Source organism: Thermobacillus sp. (assembly GCF_003390775.1).
GTDB classification, from domain to species: Bacteria; Bacillota; Bacilli; order Paenibacillales; family Paenibacillaceae; genus Thermobacillus; species Thermobacillus xylanilyticus.
Window position 1 is genome coordinate 25876 of sequence record NZ_QEWA01000033.1, and the last position, 15567, is coordinate 41442.

The window sequence follows — 15567 nt, forward strand, 5'->3', positions numbered from 1 at the left end:
CAGGCATGCGGCCGTTGGAAACGGCTGCGTGCCTGTCCTTTTTTATTCGCTGAGGATGGCCTCGATCCGGTCGAGCGCTTCCTGCGGGAGCACGACGCCCGACGCCTTCGCGTTCTCTTCGAGCTGCGACGGCTTCGTCGCGCCGACCAGCGCGCTGGCGACGATGTCCTGGCGCAGCACCCAGGCGAGCGCAAGCGTGCCGAGCGACAGGCCGAGCTCCTTCGCCACCGCGTCAAGCTGGTCGACCTTCCGCAGATGCGATTCCGTCAGGAAGTTTTTGATCCACATGTTCGTCTTCGGATCGGCGGCGCGGCTGTCCTTCGGCAGTTCGCTGCCGAGCCGGTATTTGCCCGTCAGCACGCCTTGCGCAAGCGGCGAATAGACGACCTGCGCCACGCCGTACTTCCCGCTGACCGGAATGACCTCCGCCTCGATTTTCCGGTAGAACATGCTGTATTGCGGCTGGTTGACGACGATCCGGTCAAGCAGATACTTGTCCGCGATCCGCATCGCTTCCTCGATCTGCGCCGCCGACCATTCGCTGACGCCGGCATAGAGCACTTTGCCCTGGCGGATCAGGTCGTCGATCGTGCGCAGCGTCTCTTCGACCGGCGTTTCCGGATCGTAGCGGTGGCAGTACAGGATGTCGACGTAATCCTGTTTCAGCCGCTTCAGGCTGGCGTGAACCTGCTCGAACACATGCTTGCGGGACAGCCCGCGGTCATTCGGCCCGTCGCCCATCGGGAAGAACGCCTTCGTCGCAAGCACGTACGATTCGCGCGGGTACCGCGGCAGAATGTTGCCCAGGAGCTTCTCCGCTTCGCCCCGTTCGTAGACGTTCGCCGTGTCGATGAAGTTGATGCCGAGCTCGAACGCTTTTTCAATCAGCTGTTCGCCGATGTTGCCGTCGACCGTATGGCCGTATGTCATCCAGCTGCCGAAGCTGATTTCGCTCACCTTCAGCCCCGATCTGCCCAATTTCCGGTATTTCATCTTGCCGCACCCCTCTGCTCTGCCATGAATTCATGTAAACACGCGTTCATATTACCACATCCCGATAAAGCTGTCCAACTTCCCCCGTCATTGCGGAAATCCGGCATTACCGCCTGTCGGTCACACCGCTTTGCTCAATTTGCGATGATCGCGCTTCATGATCGACACGACGAGGGACGCCCATTTCGGGTTGGCGGGACAATATTTCTTCCCCACTTTCTCGATCGTCGAATAGCCTTTGGCGATGTAGCTTTTCGCGATGAGCGATCCGAATTTGTAGACGCTGTCGCTCTTCGTTTCGAAGCTGTACGCTTTCTTGCTGCTTCCGCCGGTCGCGTTCAGCCCGAACAGGTTGTTCTTCTCGCGCGCCAGCTTGCTCTTCCCGTTGCCGCTTTCCAGCTTCATGACGGCGATCGTGAACAGGGCGTTGATGCCGTGTTCGATTTCGATTTCAAGGATCGCTTTTTCCAGTCCGTGCCCTTCAAGCGCCGTTCCTTCCAGCAGTTTCGCGATGTCTTGCTCCGTCATGCCGGAGGAAGACTTCACTTTTTTGGTCAGCGGCGCGGGACCGGCGCTGTCGTCGGACGGTTCGGGCTTGTAGATCGCATGCTCGGCGCGGACGGACGGCGATGCCGACGCGATGGCCACTTCGCGGGCGGCGTTCTTCACCTGCTCGGGCTCCGGGTCGGCAGGCTCCGCATACGCGCCGTGGATGTAGGTGCCGTCTTCGAGCGCCAGCCAACCGTTCTCCGTCTTGCCGACGACCTTCACCCGGTCGCCTTGTTTGAGCAGATCCCGGATCGGCGAATGTTTGTCGGGCTCGGCGCGCACGTTCAAATAATACGCGGTCACGACGTACGAAACCGGCTGATCTTGCGGGGGGTCGGACGGCTGCGGGATTTGCGGCGATGGCGCGGACTCCGGCTCCGTGAAAGATTCCGGCGTCCGGCCGGAATCCGTTTCTGCCGCGATCTCCGGTTGGGGCGAAGGTTTCGGATCGTGTGAAGCTGCCGTATCATGAAGGGCTGTGGTTTCATTATCGCGCACGGCGGAAGAAGGTGCCGGGGCGACGGCTTGTGGCGAAGCGTCAAGCCATCCATATTGCACAACCGGTCCACTGACCGGCGGAACGGGCAACGTTTCATGCACGGCGCCCTGGAGTTCCCGGGCAAACGCCCGCGATTGGTACGCGGCGCCGTTACCCGCACCGGGAGCGTCGGGCCAGGCGGCGGTCACGCCCAATGCGGCGACAAGCGCTATCCATACGATTCGGAACAAACGGCCGGCTGCGGCTGACATTCCCATCACCTCTCGGTCCGAATTGCGGCCGCTTCGGCGGATGGCCGGGCGGCCGTCAGGCCTTGACCATGATGTTCGATGTCCAAATGCACTTCCCATTGTATCCGTTGTCCGCCGAGAAGCTTGTCATAACGCCGCGCGCCGTTTCGGTGAACCTTTGTCGAAATGAAATGGACCGCCGCGCATGGGCGGCGGTCCCGCTTTCCGGTCTGTCTAACATTGGCCGACCGTCGTGCCGAATGAAGCGGTATTCATGTGAAACGCCGTTCATTTGACGCCGCTGTATACGAACGCCCGGATGATCTGGCGCTGCGCCGCGAAGAACGCGAGCAGCACCGGGACGGCCAGCATGACGTTGGCGGCCATCAGCACGTTCCAGGTCGCCGTCCCTTCCGTCTCGCGGATCTTCGCGATGCCGAGCGGCAGCGTGCGCGCCGATTCGTTCGTCGTCATGACGAGCGGCCAGAAATAATCGTTCCAGTGCGTAATGAAGCTGAACAGCGCGAAGGTGACGAGCACGGGTCTGGCGAGCGGCGCCATGATGCGCAGCATGATCTTCCATTCCGGCGCGTTGTCCAGACGGGCCGCCTCGATCAGTTCCTCGGCCGTCTGCATGAACGATTGGCGCAGCAGGAAAATGCCGAAGGCGCTGGAGGCGAAAGGCAGAATGAGCGCCAGATGCGTATTGAGCAGCTTCCAGTCGCTCAGCATCAGGTACACCGGCAGGAAGATGAGCTGCGCCGGGATCATGAGCGTCGCCATGACGAGCCCGAACAGCAGCCCCTTGCCCGGGAACCGGAACCGGGCGAAGGCGTAGGCGGCCGGAATGATCGTCAGCATCTGCAGGATCAGGATGCCGACAGAGACGATGAAGCTGTTCAACAGATAAGTGAGAAACGGGCCCGAGTTCCATGCAACGGCGTAGTTGCTCCAGACCGGCTCGGCCGGAATCCATTCCGGAGGGAAGATCATCGTCTCGGGCAGCGTCTTCAGCGAAGTCGAGAGCATCCAGGCGAACGGCAGCGCGAAGGCGCAGACGAGCAGCAGCATGCAGGCCCGGTTTGCCGCGAACAGCATCGCTTCCAGGACGGCGCGGATGCGGCGTGCGGCGAGCGGCCGCCGCACGCCGGCCGCCTGGCCGATGGCCGATCTTCTTCCGGCGTCATTCATGGACATGCGGATTCCCCTCCCGGCGTTAGCGGTAATGGACGCGGCGCGACAGCAAACGGAAATAGATCAACGTCAGCGTGCCGACGATGATGAGCAGGATGACGCCCGCCGCCGAAGCGTATCCGATCTTGAAGAACCGGAATCCGTATTCGTAAATGTAGTAAACCAGCGTGTTCGTCGAATTGATCGGTCCTCCCTGCGTCATGATCGCGATCGTCTCGAACACCTGGAACGAGCCGATCAGGTTGATGATGACGAGGAAAAACAGCGTCGGCGACAGCATCGGCAGGATGAGACGCCGGAACGTCGTCCAAGGCTTCGACCGGTCGAGCGCCGCCGCTTCGAGCAGCTCCGGCGGGATGCTCTGCAGGCCGGCGATGAAGACGAGCGTATTGTAACCGAGGCTCTTCCATACCGCGACGATGACGAGCGACACCAGCGCCGTGCCGGGATCGTTCAGCCACTTGAGCGGACTGATGCCGAACAGGTGGAGCAGGCCGTTCAGCAACCCGTATTCGGGGTCCATCAGCCAGCTCCACAGGAGCGAGATCGAGACGAGCGAGATAATGTGCGGCGAGAAGATCGCGCCCTGCACGAAGGCGTGAAACGCGCTTTTCCGGTTCAACCAGATCGCGAGCGGCAGCGCGGTGCCGGTCGCCAGCAGCACCGTCATGACCGTGTAGAGCGCCGAATTCCGCAGCACCTGGAGGAAGGTGTCGTCCGCCAGCATCTCCCGGTAATTGTTCAGCCCGACGTAGGTTTTCACCGGACTGATGAAGTTCCACTCATGAAAGCTGAGATGGATCATGTATCCGATCGGATACAGATAGAACAGGGAGAACACGACGAGCGCGGGCGCGACCATCGCATAGGGGCGCAGCCGGTTCAGGATGGACGGCATGCCGTCACACCCCCGCCGCCGCTAGCTGCGGCCGGACCGCTCGCAGCCTGCGCAGCCGGTTGCCGTCCCGGTCGAAGAAGTACAACCGCTCGAAAGGCACGACGGCCAGGGCGAAGTCGCCGCCGACATACGGGTTCAGAAACGACTTCACGAAGAACGATCCGGCTTCGCAGCGCAGCTTGTACACCTGCTCGGCGCCGAGGCTTTCCCGGGTTGCGATTTGGCCTGCGATCACCAGGCCTTCCCGCGTAAGTTCCGCCGTCTCGGGCGAGAGCAAGGCGTGTTCGGGGCGAAAGCCCACGAATTCGGCGTGCCCCTCCCCTTCCGTCCGGAGGCCCGGCAGGCGGGACGCAGGCAGCACGTTCATCGGCGGCGTGCCGATGAACTGGGCGGTGAACAGGTTGTCCGGATCTTCGTAGAGCACCATCGGCGGGGCAGCTTGCATCACCTCACCCTTGTTCATCACGACGATCCGGTCGCCCATCGACATCGCTTCCACCTGGTCGTGCGTGACGTAGACGAAGGTGGTGCCCAGCCGCTTGTGCAGCTCGATCAGCTCGGTGCGCATCTGGCCGCGCAGCTTCGCGTCCAGATTCGAGAGCGGCTCGTCGAGAATGAACACCTTCGGATTTTTCACCATCGCGCGTGCGAGGGCGACGCGCTGCCGCTGTCCGCCGGACAGGCTCTGCGGCTTCTTGTCGAGGTACGGCGTCAGGCCGGCGATCTCGCAGATGTCGCGTATGAGCCGTTCGCGCTCCCGCTTGGGCACCCCGCGGTTCTTCAGGCCGAATTCAATGTTGCCGCGGACGGTCATGTTCGGATAGAGCGCGTAATTCTGGAACACCATCGCCACGTCGCGCTTGCCGGGTTCCGTGTCATTGACGAGCTCTCCGTCAATCCGGATGTCGCCGGACGTCTGCCGCTCGAGTCCGGCGATCATGCGCAGCGTCGTCGATTTGCCGCAGCCCGACGGGCCGACCAGCACCGTGAACGAGCCTTCGCGGATCGTCAGATTCAGATTCGGAATGACGGTCTCCCCTTTGAATCGCTTCACGACGTCGATCAGTTCGATGCGGGCCATGGTCTCCTCCTTGTCATTTCGCGAGCAGTTTGTCCGCTTTCGCGGCTGCTTCGTCCATCGCTTCCTGCGGCGACACTTTCGGATCGAGAATCGCTTTCTCGATGGCGTTCTTGATGAGCATCACGATCTCCGGATACGCGTTCTCCATCGGCCGCGGATTGGCGTACGCGAGCTGATCGACCGCGACTTTGTATTGCGGATATTCGGCGAAATGCGCCTTCAGCTCGTCGGTTTCGAGCGCCGACAGCCGGGTCGGCAGATAGCCGACATGCTTGTGCTGGTAGATCGTGCTTTCCGTCGTCGTCATGAATTTGATGAATTCCCACGCCGCTTCCTTCTCTTCGTCCGTCAGCTTCGACGTGATGACGAGCTGGCAGCCGCCCGTCGGGACGCCGTAGTCGCGGTTCGCCGGCATGAAGGACGTCGACATCTCGAAGCCGTTGCCTTCCGCGATCTCGATGGCGGCCGACACGCCAGCCGTCGAAGCGAAGCGCAGGGCCGAGATCTGGTTCGCCCAGTCTTTGTCCGCCGCGGCGCCCGCATCGTCGCCGACCGGAATCTTGATCAGGCCTTCTTCGGCGAGACGCTTCCAGAACGCGACCGGTTCGACGCCTTCGGGCGAGTTGAACAGCGCCTTCTTGCCGTCTTCGGACAGAATCCGGCCGCCGCTCTGGAAGACGAGCGCTTCATAGAACCAGATATCGACCGGCACGGTCATGGCGTACTTGCCTTTCTCCTTCAGCACGCGGGCATATTGCTCCAATTCCTCCCAGTTGCGCGGTCCTTCGGGATCGAGCCCGGCTTCCTTCAGCATCGTCACGTTCTTGTACATGATCGGCGTGCTGCGCATGAACGGCAGGCCGTACAGTTTGCCGTCGACATAGGCGTTGCCCATCAGCCCCGGATTGAAATCGTCGAGCTTGAGCGCTTCCGCATCCCTCTCCGCGTACGGGGTCAGTTCAAGCAGCATGCCGGAACGGGCGAACATTCCGGTCGACGCGATCTCGAGGTCGGTGACCGCGGGCGCGTTGCCCGCCGCGAACGCCGCCTGCACCTTGGCGTGCAGGTCATCGTAATTGCCCTGATGTTCGGCGATCACTTCGATCCGGTCCTGCGACTCGTTGAACCTGCGAACCAGCTCCTGCTTCGCTTCCTCGATCTTGTCGCCGAACGCGTACCAATAGCGGATGACGATCTTGTCCTTGTCGTTATCCGCGGCGCCTCCTTGGCTTTTCGCTCCGGAAGCCTGCGTACCGCCGGCGCTGCCTTCTCCGCTTCCGCCGCCGCCGCAGGCCGCGAGCACAACCGTCATCGAAACCGCCAGCAAGACGGCCATCCATCTCCGGTTCATTTCTCCACTCTCCCATCCGGGTCATCATGTCCTTCCGCTCAAATGCTCGGAGCCGGCGCGATCCCGACGCGGGCCGTCCGGTCCGCCTCACCGCCGCGGGCGTCTTCGCGGGGCGCGAAATGCGGCATGTACCGATGCAGAAACTGCGCATCCGCGATGAGCGAATCGTCATCGAGATCGACCGCGTCGATGCGGATCTCGTCCGCTTCCACCGTGACAAGCCGGAACGAAGGCACATCGAGACAGGCGGCGAGCTGCACGAACGTCCAGTTGTCTTCCCGGACGATCGACTCGGCGTGCGTATGCCCGTTGAAATAGACACCGACGCCGCGCTTCATGCCGAGGATGGCGCGGATGTCGATCTCGGGCACAATGGAGCCTTTCGGTTCCGTCGACCTCGCCGTCGTATTGTAAACCGGGTGATGCGCGAACACGAGCAGCGGCCTTGTGCCGGACGCCCGGACGACCGATTCCAGCCACGCGAGCTGCGCTTCATCAACATGGCCGCTCCAGTCCCGCCGATCCTGTTCCCGCGCCGTATCGAGGAACGCGAGCACGGCCTCGCCGGTCTCGACCGCGTGGTAGCGCTGACCGCCGTTTGCGCGCAATACGAAATCGCGCGGCATGGCGTACAGGTCGTGATTGCCGAGCACATGGACGAACCGCCTGTCCCTCCGGCGAATCAGGCCGAACACGCCTTCCAGCTCAGCCGGCGTGCCGAAATTCGTCAGGTCGCCGAGCGAGATGTGCCAGTCGGCTTCGATGTCCAGAAACTTCCCGAGCAGCGAACCGTAGAACCGGTCCCGCGCGTCGCGCCAGCCGGGGATCGACCCGTCGACGTTGTGATAATGCAGATCGCCCATCAGCACCAGTCGCATGTTTTCCTCTCCTCCCGCTTGATTGGTCATATCCGGATATGCCCTATCGTAACGGGGAAATGTCGCCGCAGCGTCAACCGGATGAGAAGATTTTGTAAAGGCGAAAAAAAACGGCCGATCGGAAGGAATCCCGATCAGCCGTCGTGTGTGTCCAGCCGTTTTCGGTTCAACGCGGCTTGATGAACATCTGGGTCCAGTAGTGGCCGTAGCTGCCGCCCGACGCGTAGCCGACGCCGATCTCGGTGTAGCTTGCGCTCAGAATGTTGCTGCGGTGACCCGGGCTGTTCATCCAGCTGTTCATGACCGCCTGTGCGGTTTTCTGGCCCGCTGCGATGTTCTCGGCGGCGGCGCTGTAGCGGATGCCGAACGCCTTCATCATATCGAACGGACTGCCGTAAGTCGGCGAATTGTGGGAGAAATATCTTCTGTCCCGCATGTCCTCGCTCTTGTAACGGGCGACGCGCGACAGTTCCCAGTTCAGCTTGAGCGGCTTCAGCCCGTTCTTGGCCCGCTGCTGGTTGACGAGCTCGACGACCTGCGCCTCAATCGACTTGACGCCGCTCAGAAGCGGCACGGTCACCTTGTCCCCGGGGTAGATCCAGTGCGGATCCTTGATCTGCGGGTTTGCGGCGATGATTTCGCTCAGGCCGACCTGATATTTCAGCGAGATGATCCACAGGGTGTCTCCCGGCTTGACCGTGTAAACGTCGGTGTCCGCGGGCTGTGCATGGACGGCGGCCGGCGCGGCGGCCAAGGCGCCAAGCGCGGTCAGGACGATGGACAGCACCGATGCGATCAGTCTTTTCATCATGGAAAAACGCTCCTTGCAGTCGCAGTTTTTCCATATGGTGCCGCAGATCGGTGCGAATTATGCTTACAAGACGAAGGCCGCTCCCCCGCGGGAACGGCCCGATTGCACGTTATATGGCGGTTCCGGTTGTTCCGGCGCCGGCCGACCGCGCAGGCTGCCGGCGCAGGGCGGGAACCCGCAGCCAGGTGCAGATGCGCCACACCCATTCAAACGGCCCCATCCGGTACCGCTTCAGCCACCAGACGCTCCAGACCGTCTGCAGGGCGAGCAGCACTGCAGACCAGAGGAGCGTGGCCCAAAGCGGCAATTCGCCCGCCTCGATCCGCAGCGCCTGCACCAGCGCCGCCGTGAGGATCGTCTGGGTCAGGTAGTTGGTGAACGCCATCCGGCCGACGGCGGCCAGCGGCCGGAACCGTTCGGCGCGTTCCCCGCCCGTAAGACGCATCAGCGTCGCGACATAGAAGACGGCCAGCGCCTTGCCGCTAAGGAACACATACAAGTAGTGCTTATCAAATTGATACACCGGATCATGCGCATAGTCCCATGCCATCGGCGCGGCGGTCAGCAGTCCGACGGCCAGCGCCGTCCATTGGACGCTGGCGATCCTGCGGGCGCTTGCGGCGCCGGGCCGGAACCAGCCGCGCCTGCCGGCATACAGGCCGAGCAGGAACAGGCCCAGCACTTCCAGACCGTAGATCGGCAGGTTCATCGCGTTTTCCGTGTACAAAAATCTGAGCCGTTCGGCCATGTCCGGCAAACCGTCTGCGAATGTCGGATCGAGGCTCCGATCGGCGGGGATGGCCAGCATCGTCAATCCGAGCAGCACGTGAATGAAGACGGCGACGCCGAGCAGCGACCACGCCCAACCCGCCACCGTCGTGTCCGTCCTGCGGATGAACGGAAGCAGGAAGAAGCCGAGCAGCGCGTAAGTAAGCAGGATATCGCCGAACCAGAGCAGGATCGCATGCGCGGCGCCGAACAACAGGAGCGCGCCGAAGCGCCGGGCGGCCGCCGGTCCGGGCGCAAGCCCGCGGCGCTGCGCCGATTGCAGAAACAGATGGAACGATACGCCGAACAGAAAAGCGAAAATCGTGTAAAATTTCGACTGCACGAACATGTCGTACAGCACCCGGATCAGCGCGTCGCTTCCTTCGAAGCCGGAGCGGAAATAGACGCCGCTCCCCGCCATTTCGGGCACGTTGACGAGACAGATGCCGAATACGGCAAAACCGCGGATGATGTCAATGAGTTCGATTCGTTCGGATGAATGGCGTTCGTTCAACGACCGGTACTCCTTCCATTGCAGCGATTCTTCGGTTGCCATATCGACATCATACATTTATTCCCATCGCTTCCGCAAGCAGTTCGTACGACCTCAGGCGGGCGTCAAAATCATGCAGCATCGTCAGCACGATCAGCTCGTCCGCCCCGTATTCCCGGCAAAACCGTTCGATATCGCGTCTCACTTTGTCCGGTCCGCCCACGATCATGCGCGTCCGGTTGGCCCGTATGCGCTCCCGATCTTCCTCGCTGTACGGATAGGCATCCGCCTCCTCGGGCGTCAAATACGGCCGCGCGAATTCGCCTTTGTCGATGAGCAGCATGCGCAGATCGACCGGCGCAGCCAGCTGCTCCGCCTCCTCGTCCGTCTCGGCGCAGATCACGACCGTGCAGACGGCGGTCCTTGGCTTGTCGCCGAGCGGGCCCGGGCGGAAGCGGTCGCGGTAGTTCCGGATGGCGTCATGGCCGGGAATGCCTTTGAAGAAATGGGCGTATGCGAACGATGCGCCAAGCTGCGATGCCAGCTCCGCGCTCTGCGTTCCCGAACCGAGCAGCCAGATTTCCGGTACGGTCGGTATCGACGGGCGCGCCCGGACGCCGGCATACGGATGATCCGCGGGCAGATCGTCCCGCAGAAAACCGGCCAGGTCGATCAGCCGCCGCTCGAACGTCGCATCGCTGCCGGCGCCGTATTGAAGCGCGGCCGCGGAGGGCGGCTTGCCGCCGGACGAGCGGCCGATGCCGAGGTCGACCCTGCCGGGAAACATCGCCTCCAGCACGCGGAATTGTTCCGCGATCTTGTACGGACTGTAATGCTGCAGCAGCACCGCCGCCGATCCGACGCGGATGCGCCGGGTTCGCGCCAGCACGGCGGCCATCACGATTTCCGGCGCGCTTCCGGCCAGCCCGTCCGTATCGTGATGTTCCGACACCCAGAACCGGGCATAACCGAGCCTGTCCGCCGCCTCCGCCAATGCGAGGGTATTCCGCATCGCTTCGTAAGGCGTCATGCCGGAGACGAGGGCCGATTGGTCGAAAACGCTGAGGGTTACCATAGCATCGTCATCTCCCCGTTTGTGTAAACACGCGTTCATCTTATATGTGGAAGAAGCAGGCTGTCAACCGGCGAATTTCATCCGCCTGCCCCGCCTGCCTCATCCAATCCGTTATTGAAGGACATCCATCATCCAGCCGAACGGATCTTCAATGCGCCCGTACTGGATGCCGGTGAGCGTCTCGTACAGCTTCGACGCGAGCGGTCCGATCTCCCCGCCGTTCACCGCAAGCTTACGGCCGCCCAGGACCAGTTCGCCGATCGGCGAGATGACCGCCGCGGTCCCCGTGCCGAACGCCTCCTCAAGCCGTCCGTCCCGATGCGCTTCCTCGATCTCGTCGATCGAGATTCGGCGTTCCTCCGCTTTCACGCCCCATTGCTGCAGCAGCCGAAGCACTGAATTCCGCGTGATGCCGTCGAGGATGCTTCCGCCTAGCTCCGGTGTGACGACGGTGCCGTCAACTTTGAAGAAAACATTCATGCTGCCGACTTCTTCGACATACCGCCGGTGGACGCCGTCGAGCCACAGCACCTGGGAGCTGCCGTACTTTTTGGCCTCTTGCTGCGCCCGGAGGCTGGCGGCGTAGTTGCCGCCGGTCTTCGCATCGCCGACGCCGCCGGGCACGGCGCGGACGTCACGCGTCTCGACCATGATGCTGACGGGCTTCAGGCCTTCCGCATAATAGGCGCCGACCGGCGACATGATGATCAGAAACAGATATGTGGACGACGGCGCAACCCCGACATGCGGTTCCGTGGCAATGATGAACGGCCGGATGTAGAGCGATGTGCCCGCCTCGCCCGGCACCCAGCCGCTGTCTGTCTCGACCAGCTTCCGGATTGCTTCCAGCGCGAGTTGTTCGTCGACGGGCGGAATGCTGAGGCGGACGCACGAACGGTTCAGCCGCTTGATGTTCATCTCCGGCCGGAACAGCCGGATGCGCCCGTCCGCCGAACGGAACGCTTTCAGACCTTCGAACACGGTCTGGGCGTAGTGCAACACCATCGCCGACGGATCGAGGGCAATCGGCTGGTACGGCACGATGCGCGGACTGTGCCAGCCGCGTCCTTCCTCGTAATCCATAACGAACATGTGGTCCGTGAAATGTCTGCCGAAGCCGAGCCGGTCGGCCGGCGGTTTCGGCTTCGCTTCACGCGCCGGGATCAGCTCGATGACGGGCATGGTGCCGCTTCTCATCTTTCCATCCGCTCCTTTTGAGAGGGGCAAACGCTTACAATGCCTGCATGCCGGCTCTGCCCCGCAATTCTTATTGTCATCTTATCAACGATTCGACTATATTGAAAATATCGGTTTTGTCGATTTTGCATACCGATTAGGTATGGTTAATGGAGAGGATCCGGATGGATATTCGCCAGCTTCGCTATTTCCTGGCCGTCGCGGAAGAAGGCCAAGTCACGCGTGCCGCAAGGAAACTGAACATGGAACAGCCGCCGCTCAGCCGGCAGCTCCGCATGATGGAGGAAGAGCTCGGCGTCGACCTGTTCGACCGTTCCGGCAGGCGGATGACGCTGACGCCGGCCGGCGAACGGCTGCGCAGCCGGGCTGAACAGCTGCTGCGCTTGTTCGGGGAAATCGTGACGGAAGTGAAGGAACTTCACGAAGGCATTACCGGCACGCTTTCGATCGGCGCCGTCGTATCCTGCGTCTCCCTGCTGCCGCCGCGCATCAAGCAATTCCGGGAAACTTACCCCGGCGTCACCTTCAAAATAACGGAAGGCGATCACGAACTGCTCGGCGACCGCCTGTCCAGGCGCGCCGTCGAACTCGTCGTCGCCCGCCTCCCCTTCGAAGCGCCGGATGTGGATCACGGCTACGAAATTTTGCCCCTTCCTTCCGAACCGTTCGAAGCCGTCATTCCGGAAGACTGGCTGCCCCATCCCGCCCCCGGCGGGATCCGGATGCGCGAACTTGCCGAATGGCCGTTCCTGACGCTGCGTACCGACCGTACGAAAGCGATGCACGAGCGCATTGTCTCCGAATGCCGGAGGCACGGATTCGAACCGCGCATCATCGCCGAATGTTCGAGCGTGGCCGTCATTTCCTCGCTGCTGTCGGTCGGCCTCGGCGTCGCGCTGCTGCCGCGGTCCGTGCTTGCGGCCTTTCCGCCGGCGGGTACGAAGACGATCCGGCTTGCCGATTCGTCGCTTTCGTCCGAGGTCGGCATTCTCTGGCTGAAAGACCGCTATCTCTCCCGCAGCGCCCGCCTGTTCATCGACAGCTTCCGCGAAGGGGGTTAAGGCTCAGTCCCGGATCGCCGATCGGTGTTTGAGCAGCGTGATCGAACGAGGCGGAAAAACATACCCGCCGTCCGCGTCATACCGCGCATCCGTCTTCACCGAACATGTTACCTGATCATCCAGGCCGAATCCGTTCACCGTCTCCCACGAGGGGCAGGTCAATTCAATCGCCTCGGCGATTTCCGGAACATCCGCTCCGGTGAACGATACGACCGCCTTTGCGGGCCGCGACGGATCGCGGTTGACGACGGCAAGCACGATCTCTTCCCGACCGTCGTGATACGTTGCGGACACGTCCAGACACGGAACGGCGGACGGCTTTCCTTCCCCGTCCGTCAACATCGCGGACTCCGTTTCGCAAGACAGCTTCCAGTTTCTGCTGTGTTCCCGGTACAATTTCAGCGGATGATAGATCGTCTGAAGGAATGAACCGTGCTCGTTCGTGAAGATCGGCGCCAGAATGTTGACCATCTGTGCGAATGTCGCCATTGTAACCGCGTCGCTTTGACGCAAAGGATGAATGGCGTTCTGCTTCTTCGTCACGTCCACACGGATGCGGGATGGCATGCGGCACACTCCTTGGCTTCAGATGGTGATGCTCCACCCGCCCATCATAACAGAAAAACCGGCCGGACATCGAGTCCGGCCGGCACGGTTTGGCTCATGCAGTCCCGGTTCAATGGAATTGCACGTCGATCCGTCTGCGTTGGTCGCCCTTCATTTTCGGCATATGAATCTCGAGGATGCCGTTGCGATAGGAAGCGGAGATTCCTTCCGAAGCGACGGGCACGGGCAGCGACACCGAGCGCGTGAACTTGCCGACGAACCGTTCGCGGCGATGATACTGCTCCTCTTTGACTTGCTCCGACGCTTTCAGCCTGCCGGAGATCGTCAACGTCTGCTGATCGACCGAGATTTCAACATCCTCCCTGCTCTCAAGCCCCGGCACCTCGCATTGGGCAACAAGCTCGTTCTCCGTTTCATAGAGATCGATTCGGCCATAGCCCGCACTTTCCAGGAACCGTCCGGCAAACGGCCAGTCATCGAAGAATCGGTCCACATTTCTGCGCAGCGCGTCAATCTGGCGAATCGGATCATACGGAATGAGCGGCACCGCTATCACTCCTTTTGATGTGGAATCAGAATGGATTTGCGGTTAATTTGTCCCGTTGCTGCCCGGAATATGCATGCGCATAACGGACAATCCGTCATTCATACACATGTGGTTCAGAGGGCAAATTACGACAATACAAGGAGGGAACCACATGTTCAAACGAATAGACAGACTCGCCATCGAACTTCCGGTTCCGGCACACCCGGATCCGAACGGGGCAAGCGCGGTCCAGGAATTGCTCGGAGGCAAGTTCGGCGAAATGTCGACGCTGAACAATTACCTATACCAATCGTTCAATTTTCGCGGAAAATCGAAGCTGCGTCCGTTCTACGACCTGGTGGCGAGCATCACGGCGGAGGAATTCGGCCATGTGGAACTGGTGGCGAACACAATCAACCTGATGCTGACCGGCACGACGCGGCCGGGCGATCCGGACACGACGCCGCTCGGTTCGGCCAAAGATTTGCGCATGGCGATCCATTTCATTGAAGGCGCCCAATCCTCGCTGCCCGTCGATTCGATGGGTCGGCCGTGGAACGGCACCCACGTCGTCTCCAGCGGCAACCTGATCTTCGACCTGATCCACAACTACTATCTGGAAATCGGCGCCCGCACGCACAAAATGCGGGTGTACGAAATGACCGACCATCCGACGGCCCGCGCGATGATCGGCTATCTGCTCGTGCGCGGCGGTGTTCACATCCTGGCTTATGCGAAGGCGATCTCGATGATCACCGGCGTCGATGTGACCAAAATTCTCCCCGTTCCGCGGCTGGACAACAAGGCGTTCGACGCGGCCCGGCCCTGGGAAGAGCGCGGCGAGCACCGCCGGCTCTATACGTTCAGCGACAACGACTATCAGCAGATCGCCAGGATCTGGCGCGGAACGCATCCGATCGACGGAGGTCGGCTGGAGGCGTTCTCCGGCGTTCCGGGCTACGGCGGCCCCGTTCCCGATCTCGGGGAATTGCCGGAAGAATTCGCGCCCGGCATCACGCCCGAAGATCTGCAGGAGATCGCAAGGCGGCTGTCGCAGGAGGCCGGGATGTAACGGAAGGCCCGGTCAGCGCGCCTTGTCTTCCTCCCGGCCGCCGAGGGCAATCTGGATGATCGCCAGCACGCCCGTCTCGACGATGGCGGCGAGCAGCGCGATGGAAAGCCAGTTGTCCGTGCCGAGGAAATAATACAGCAGCAGGTGGAACACAAGGAGCACGGCGAAAGCGGCAGCGAGGTTGATGCGGGCCATCCATCTGAGCATGGGGGCATTCCTCCTTGATACACGCTCATTGTGTCCCTGCCGCATCCAAATTATACCTTCACCGGAAACGGCAAAAATCCCGCGGTCCATCCGCGGGATTTCAACGTTCATATTCGA

At 61.6% G+C, this 15567-nt stretch carries 16 protein-coding genes; 2 read left to right on the plus strand and 14 right to left on the minus strand.

Features of this window, described 5'->3' with window-relative positions; translation table 11 throughout:
* Nucleotides 1–42: 42 nt before the first annotated feature.
* The 11 genes from C6W55_RS06235 to C6W55_RS06285 all read right to left on the minus strand — a co-directional run bounded on the left by C6W55_RS06235 (nt 43) and on the right by C6W55_RS06285 (nt 12017).
* Complete coding sequence (locus tag C6W55_RS06235; protein WP_286891973.1) at nt 43–993, minus strand: aldo/keto reductase family protein; 951 nt, start codon at nt 991–993, stop codon at nt 43–45.
* Nucleotides 994–1113: 120 nt separating this feature from the next.
* Nucleotides 1114–1845, minus strand: coding sequence for a glucosaminidase domain-containing protein (locus tag C6W55_RS06240; protein ID WP_213483454.1), 732 nt, complete (start codon nt 1843–1845; stop codon nt 1114–1116).
* A 714-nt stretch (nt 1846–2559) separates the two neighbouring features.
* Nucleotides 2560–3369 carry a carbohydrate ABC transporter permease gene (locus C6W55_RS06245; RefSeq protein ID WP_041854316.1) on the minus strand — a complete coding sequence of 270 codons (810 nt, stop codon included), beginning with the start codon at nt 3367–3369 and terminating at the stop codon, nt 2560–2562.
* A gap of 118 nt (nt 3370–3487) precedes the next feature.
* The gene (locus tag C6W55_RS06250; protein ID WP_015254553.1) at nt 3488–4363 is read right to left on the minus strand and encodes a carbohydrate ABC transporter permease; all 876 of its coding nucleotides are present in this window, start codon (nt 4361–4363) and stop codon (nt 3488–3490) included.
* Between the two features lie 4 nt (nt 4364–4367).
* Nucleotides 4368–5444, minus strand: a complete 1077-nt coding sequence (locus C6W55_RS06255) for an ABC transporter ATP-binding protein (protein ID WP_015254554.1) — start codon at nt 5442–5444, stop codon at nt 4368–4370.
* A 13-nt stretch (nt 5445–5457) separates the two neighbouring features.
* The gene (locus C6W55_RS06260; RefSeq protein WP_286891976.1) at nt 5458–6795 is read right to left on the minus strand and encodes an ABC transporter substrate-binding protein; all 1338 of its coding nucleotides are present in this window, start codon (nt 6793–6795) and stop codon (nt 5458–5460) included.
* A 38-nt stretch (nt 6796–6833) separates the two neighbouring features.
* Nucleotides 6834–7673 carry a metallophosphoesterase family protein gene (locus C6W55_RS06265; RefSeq protein ID WP_015254556.1) on the minus strand — a complete coding sequence of 280 codons (840 nt, stop codon included), beginning with the start codon at nt 7671–7673 and terminating at the stop codon, nt 6834–6836.
* 166 nt (nt 7674–7839) lie between these two features.
* Complete coding sequence (locus tag C6W55_RS06270; RefSeq protein WP_213483451.1) at nt 7840–8484, minus strand: CAP domain-containing protein; 645 nt, start codon at nt 8482–8484, stop codon at nt 7840–7842.
* A gap of 109 nt (nt 8485–8593) precedes the next feature.
* Nucleotides 8594–9766 carry a DUF418 domain-containing protein gene (locus C6W55_RS06275; RefSeq protein WP_286891978.1) on the minus strand — a complete coding sequence of 391 codons (1173 nt, stop codon included), beginning with the start codon at nt 9764–9766 and terminating at the stop codon, nt 8594–8596.
* Between the two features lie 49 nt (nt 9767–9815).
* Complete coding sequence (locus C6W55_RS06280; protein WP_286891980.1) at nt 9816–10820, minus strand: LLM class flavin-dependent oxidoreductase; 1005 nt, start codon at nt 10818–10820, stop codon at nt 9816–9818.
* Nucleotides 10821–10931: 111 nt separating this feature from the next.
* Nucleotides 10932–12017 (minus strand): branched-chain amino acid aminotransferase, encoded by a 1086-nt coding sequence (locus C6W55_RS06285; RefSeq protein ID WP_015254560.1) that lies wholly within the window; start codon nt 12015–12017, stop codon nt 10932–10934.
* Nucleotides 12018–12181: 164 nt separating this feature from the next.
* On the opposite strand from C6W55_RS06285, the gene C6W55_RS06290 reads away from it, so the two are divergent.
* Nucleotides 12182–13078: a LysR family transcriptional regulator gene (locus C6W55_RS06290; protein WP_015254561.1), complete on the plus strand. Its 897-nt coding sequence runs from the start codon at nt 12182–12184 to the stop codon at nt 13076–13078.
* 3 nt (nt 13079–13081) lie between these two features.
* On the opposite strand, the gene C6W55_RS06295 is transcribed toward C6W55_RS06290, so the two are convergent.
* Together C6W55_RS06295 and C6W55_RS06300 are read right to left on the minus strand one after the other, a co-directional pair.
* Complete coding sequence (locus C6W55_RS06295) at nt 13082–13645, minus strand: alpha-L-arabinofuranosidase C-terminal domain-containing protein (RefSeq protein ID WP_041853856.1); 564 nt, start codon at nt 13643–13645, stop codon at nt 13082–13084.
* A 109-nt stretch (nt 13646–13754) separates the two neighbouring features.
* Entirely contained in the window at nt 13755–14192 is a 438-nt protein-coding gene (locus tag C6W55_RS06300) for an Hsp20/alpha crystallin family protein (protein WP_015254562.1), read from the minus strand.
* Between the two features lie 151 nt (nt 14193–14343).
* Between C6W55_RS06300 and C6W55_RS06305 the strand changes: the two genes are divergently transcribed.
* The gene (locus C6W55_RS06305) at nt 14344–15243 is read left to right on the plus strand and encodes a manganese catalase family protein (protein WP_015254563.1); all 900 of its coding nucleotides are present in this window, start codon (nt 14344–14346) and stop codon (nt 15241–15243) included.
* Between the two features lie 12 nt (nt 15244–15255).
* On the opposite strand, the gene C6W55_RS06310 is transcribed toward C6W55_RS06305, so the two are convergent.
* Nucleotides 15256–15450 carry a hypothetical protein gene (locus C6W55_RS06310; protein ID WP_015254564.1) on the minus strand — a complete coding sequence of 65 codons (195 nt, stop codon included), beginning with the start codon at nt 15448–15450 and terminating at the stop codon, nt 15256–15258.
* Nucleotides 15451–15567 lie beyond the last annotated feature (117 nt).

Excerpts from the sequence above, each read along its gene's own strand:
- C6W55_RS06235 (WP_286891973.1), bottom strand. The coding sequence starts at position 993 with ATGAAATACCGGAAATTGGGCAGATCGGGGCTGAAGGTGAGCGAAATC.
- C6W55_RS06245 (WP_041854316.1), bottom strand. The coding sequence starts at position 3,369 with ATGCTGTTCGCGGCAAACCGGGCCTGCATGCTGCTGCTCGTCTGCGCC.
- C6W55_RS06250 (WP_015254553.1), bottom strand. The coding sequence starts at position 4,363 with ATGCCGTCCATCCTGAACCGGCTGCGCCCCTATGCGATGGTCGCGCCC.
- C6W55_RS06255 (WP_015254554.1), bottom strand. The coding sequence starts at position 5,444 with ATGGCCCGCATCGAACTGATCGACGTCGTGAAGCGATTCAAAGGGGAG.
- C6W55_RS06260 (WP_286891976.1), bottom strand. The coding sequence starts at position 6,795 with ATGAACCGGAGATGGATGGCCGTCTTGCTGGCGGTTTCGATGACGGTT.
- C6W55_RS06265 (WP_015254556.1), bottom strand. The coding sequence starts at position 7,673 with ATGCGACTGGTGCTGATGGGCGATCTGCATTATCACAACGTCGACGGG.
- C6W55_RS06270 (WP_213483451.1), bottom strand. The coding sequence starts at position 8,484 with ATGATGAAAAGACTGATCGCATCGGTGCTGTCCATCGTCCTGACCGCG.
- C6W55_RS06280 (WP_286891980.1), bottom strand. The coding sequence starts at position 10,820 with ATGGTAACCCTCAGCGTTTTCGACCAATCGGCCCTCGTCTCCGGCATG.
- C6W55_RS06285 (WP_015254560.1), bottom strand. The coding sequence starts at position 12,017 with ATGAGAAGCGGCACCATGCCCGTCATCGAGCTGATCCCGGCGCGTGAA.
- C6W55_RS06290 (WP_015254561.1), top strand. The coding sequence starts at position 12,182 with ATGGATATTCGCCAGCTTCGCTATTTCCTGGCCGTCGCGGAAGAAGGC.
- C6W55_RS06295 (WP_041853856.1), bottom strand. The coding sequence starts at position 13,645 with ATGCCATCCCGCATCCGTGTGGACGTGACGAAGAAGCAGAACGCCATT.
- C6W55_RS06305 (WP_015254563.1), top strand. The coding sequence starts at position 14,344 with ATGTTCAAACGAATAGACAGACTCGCCATCGAACTTCCGGTTCCGGCA.
- C6W55_RS06310 (WP_015254564.1), bottom strand. The coding sequence starts at position 15,450 with ATGCTCAGATGGATGGCCCGCATCAACCTCGCTGCCGCTTTCGCCGTG.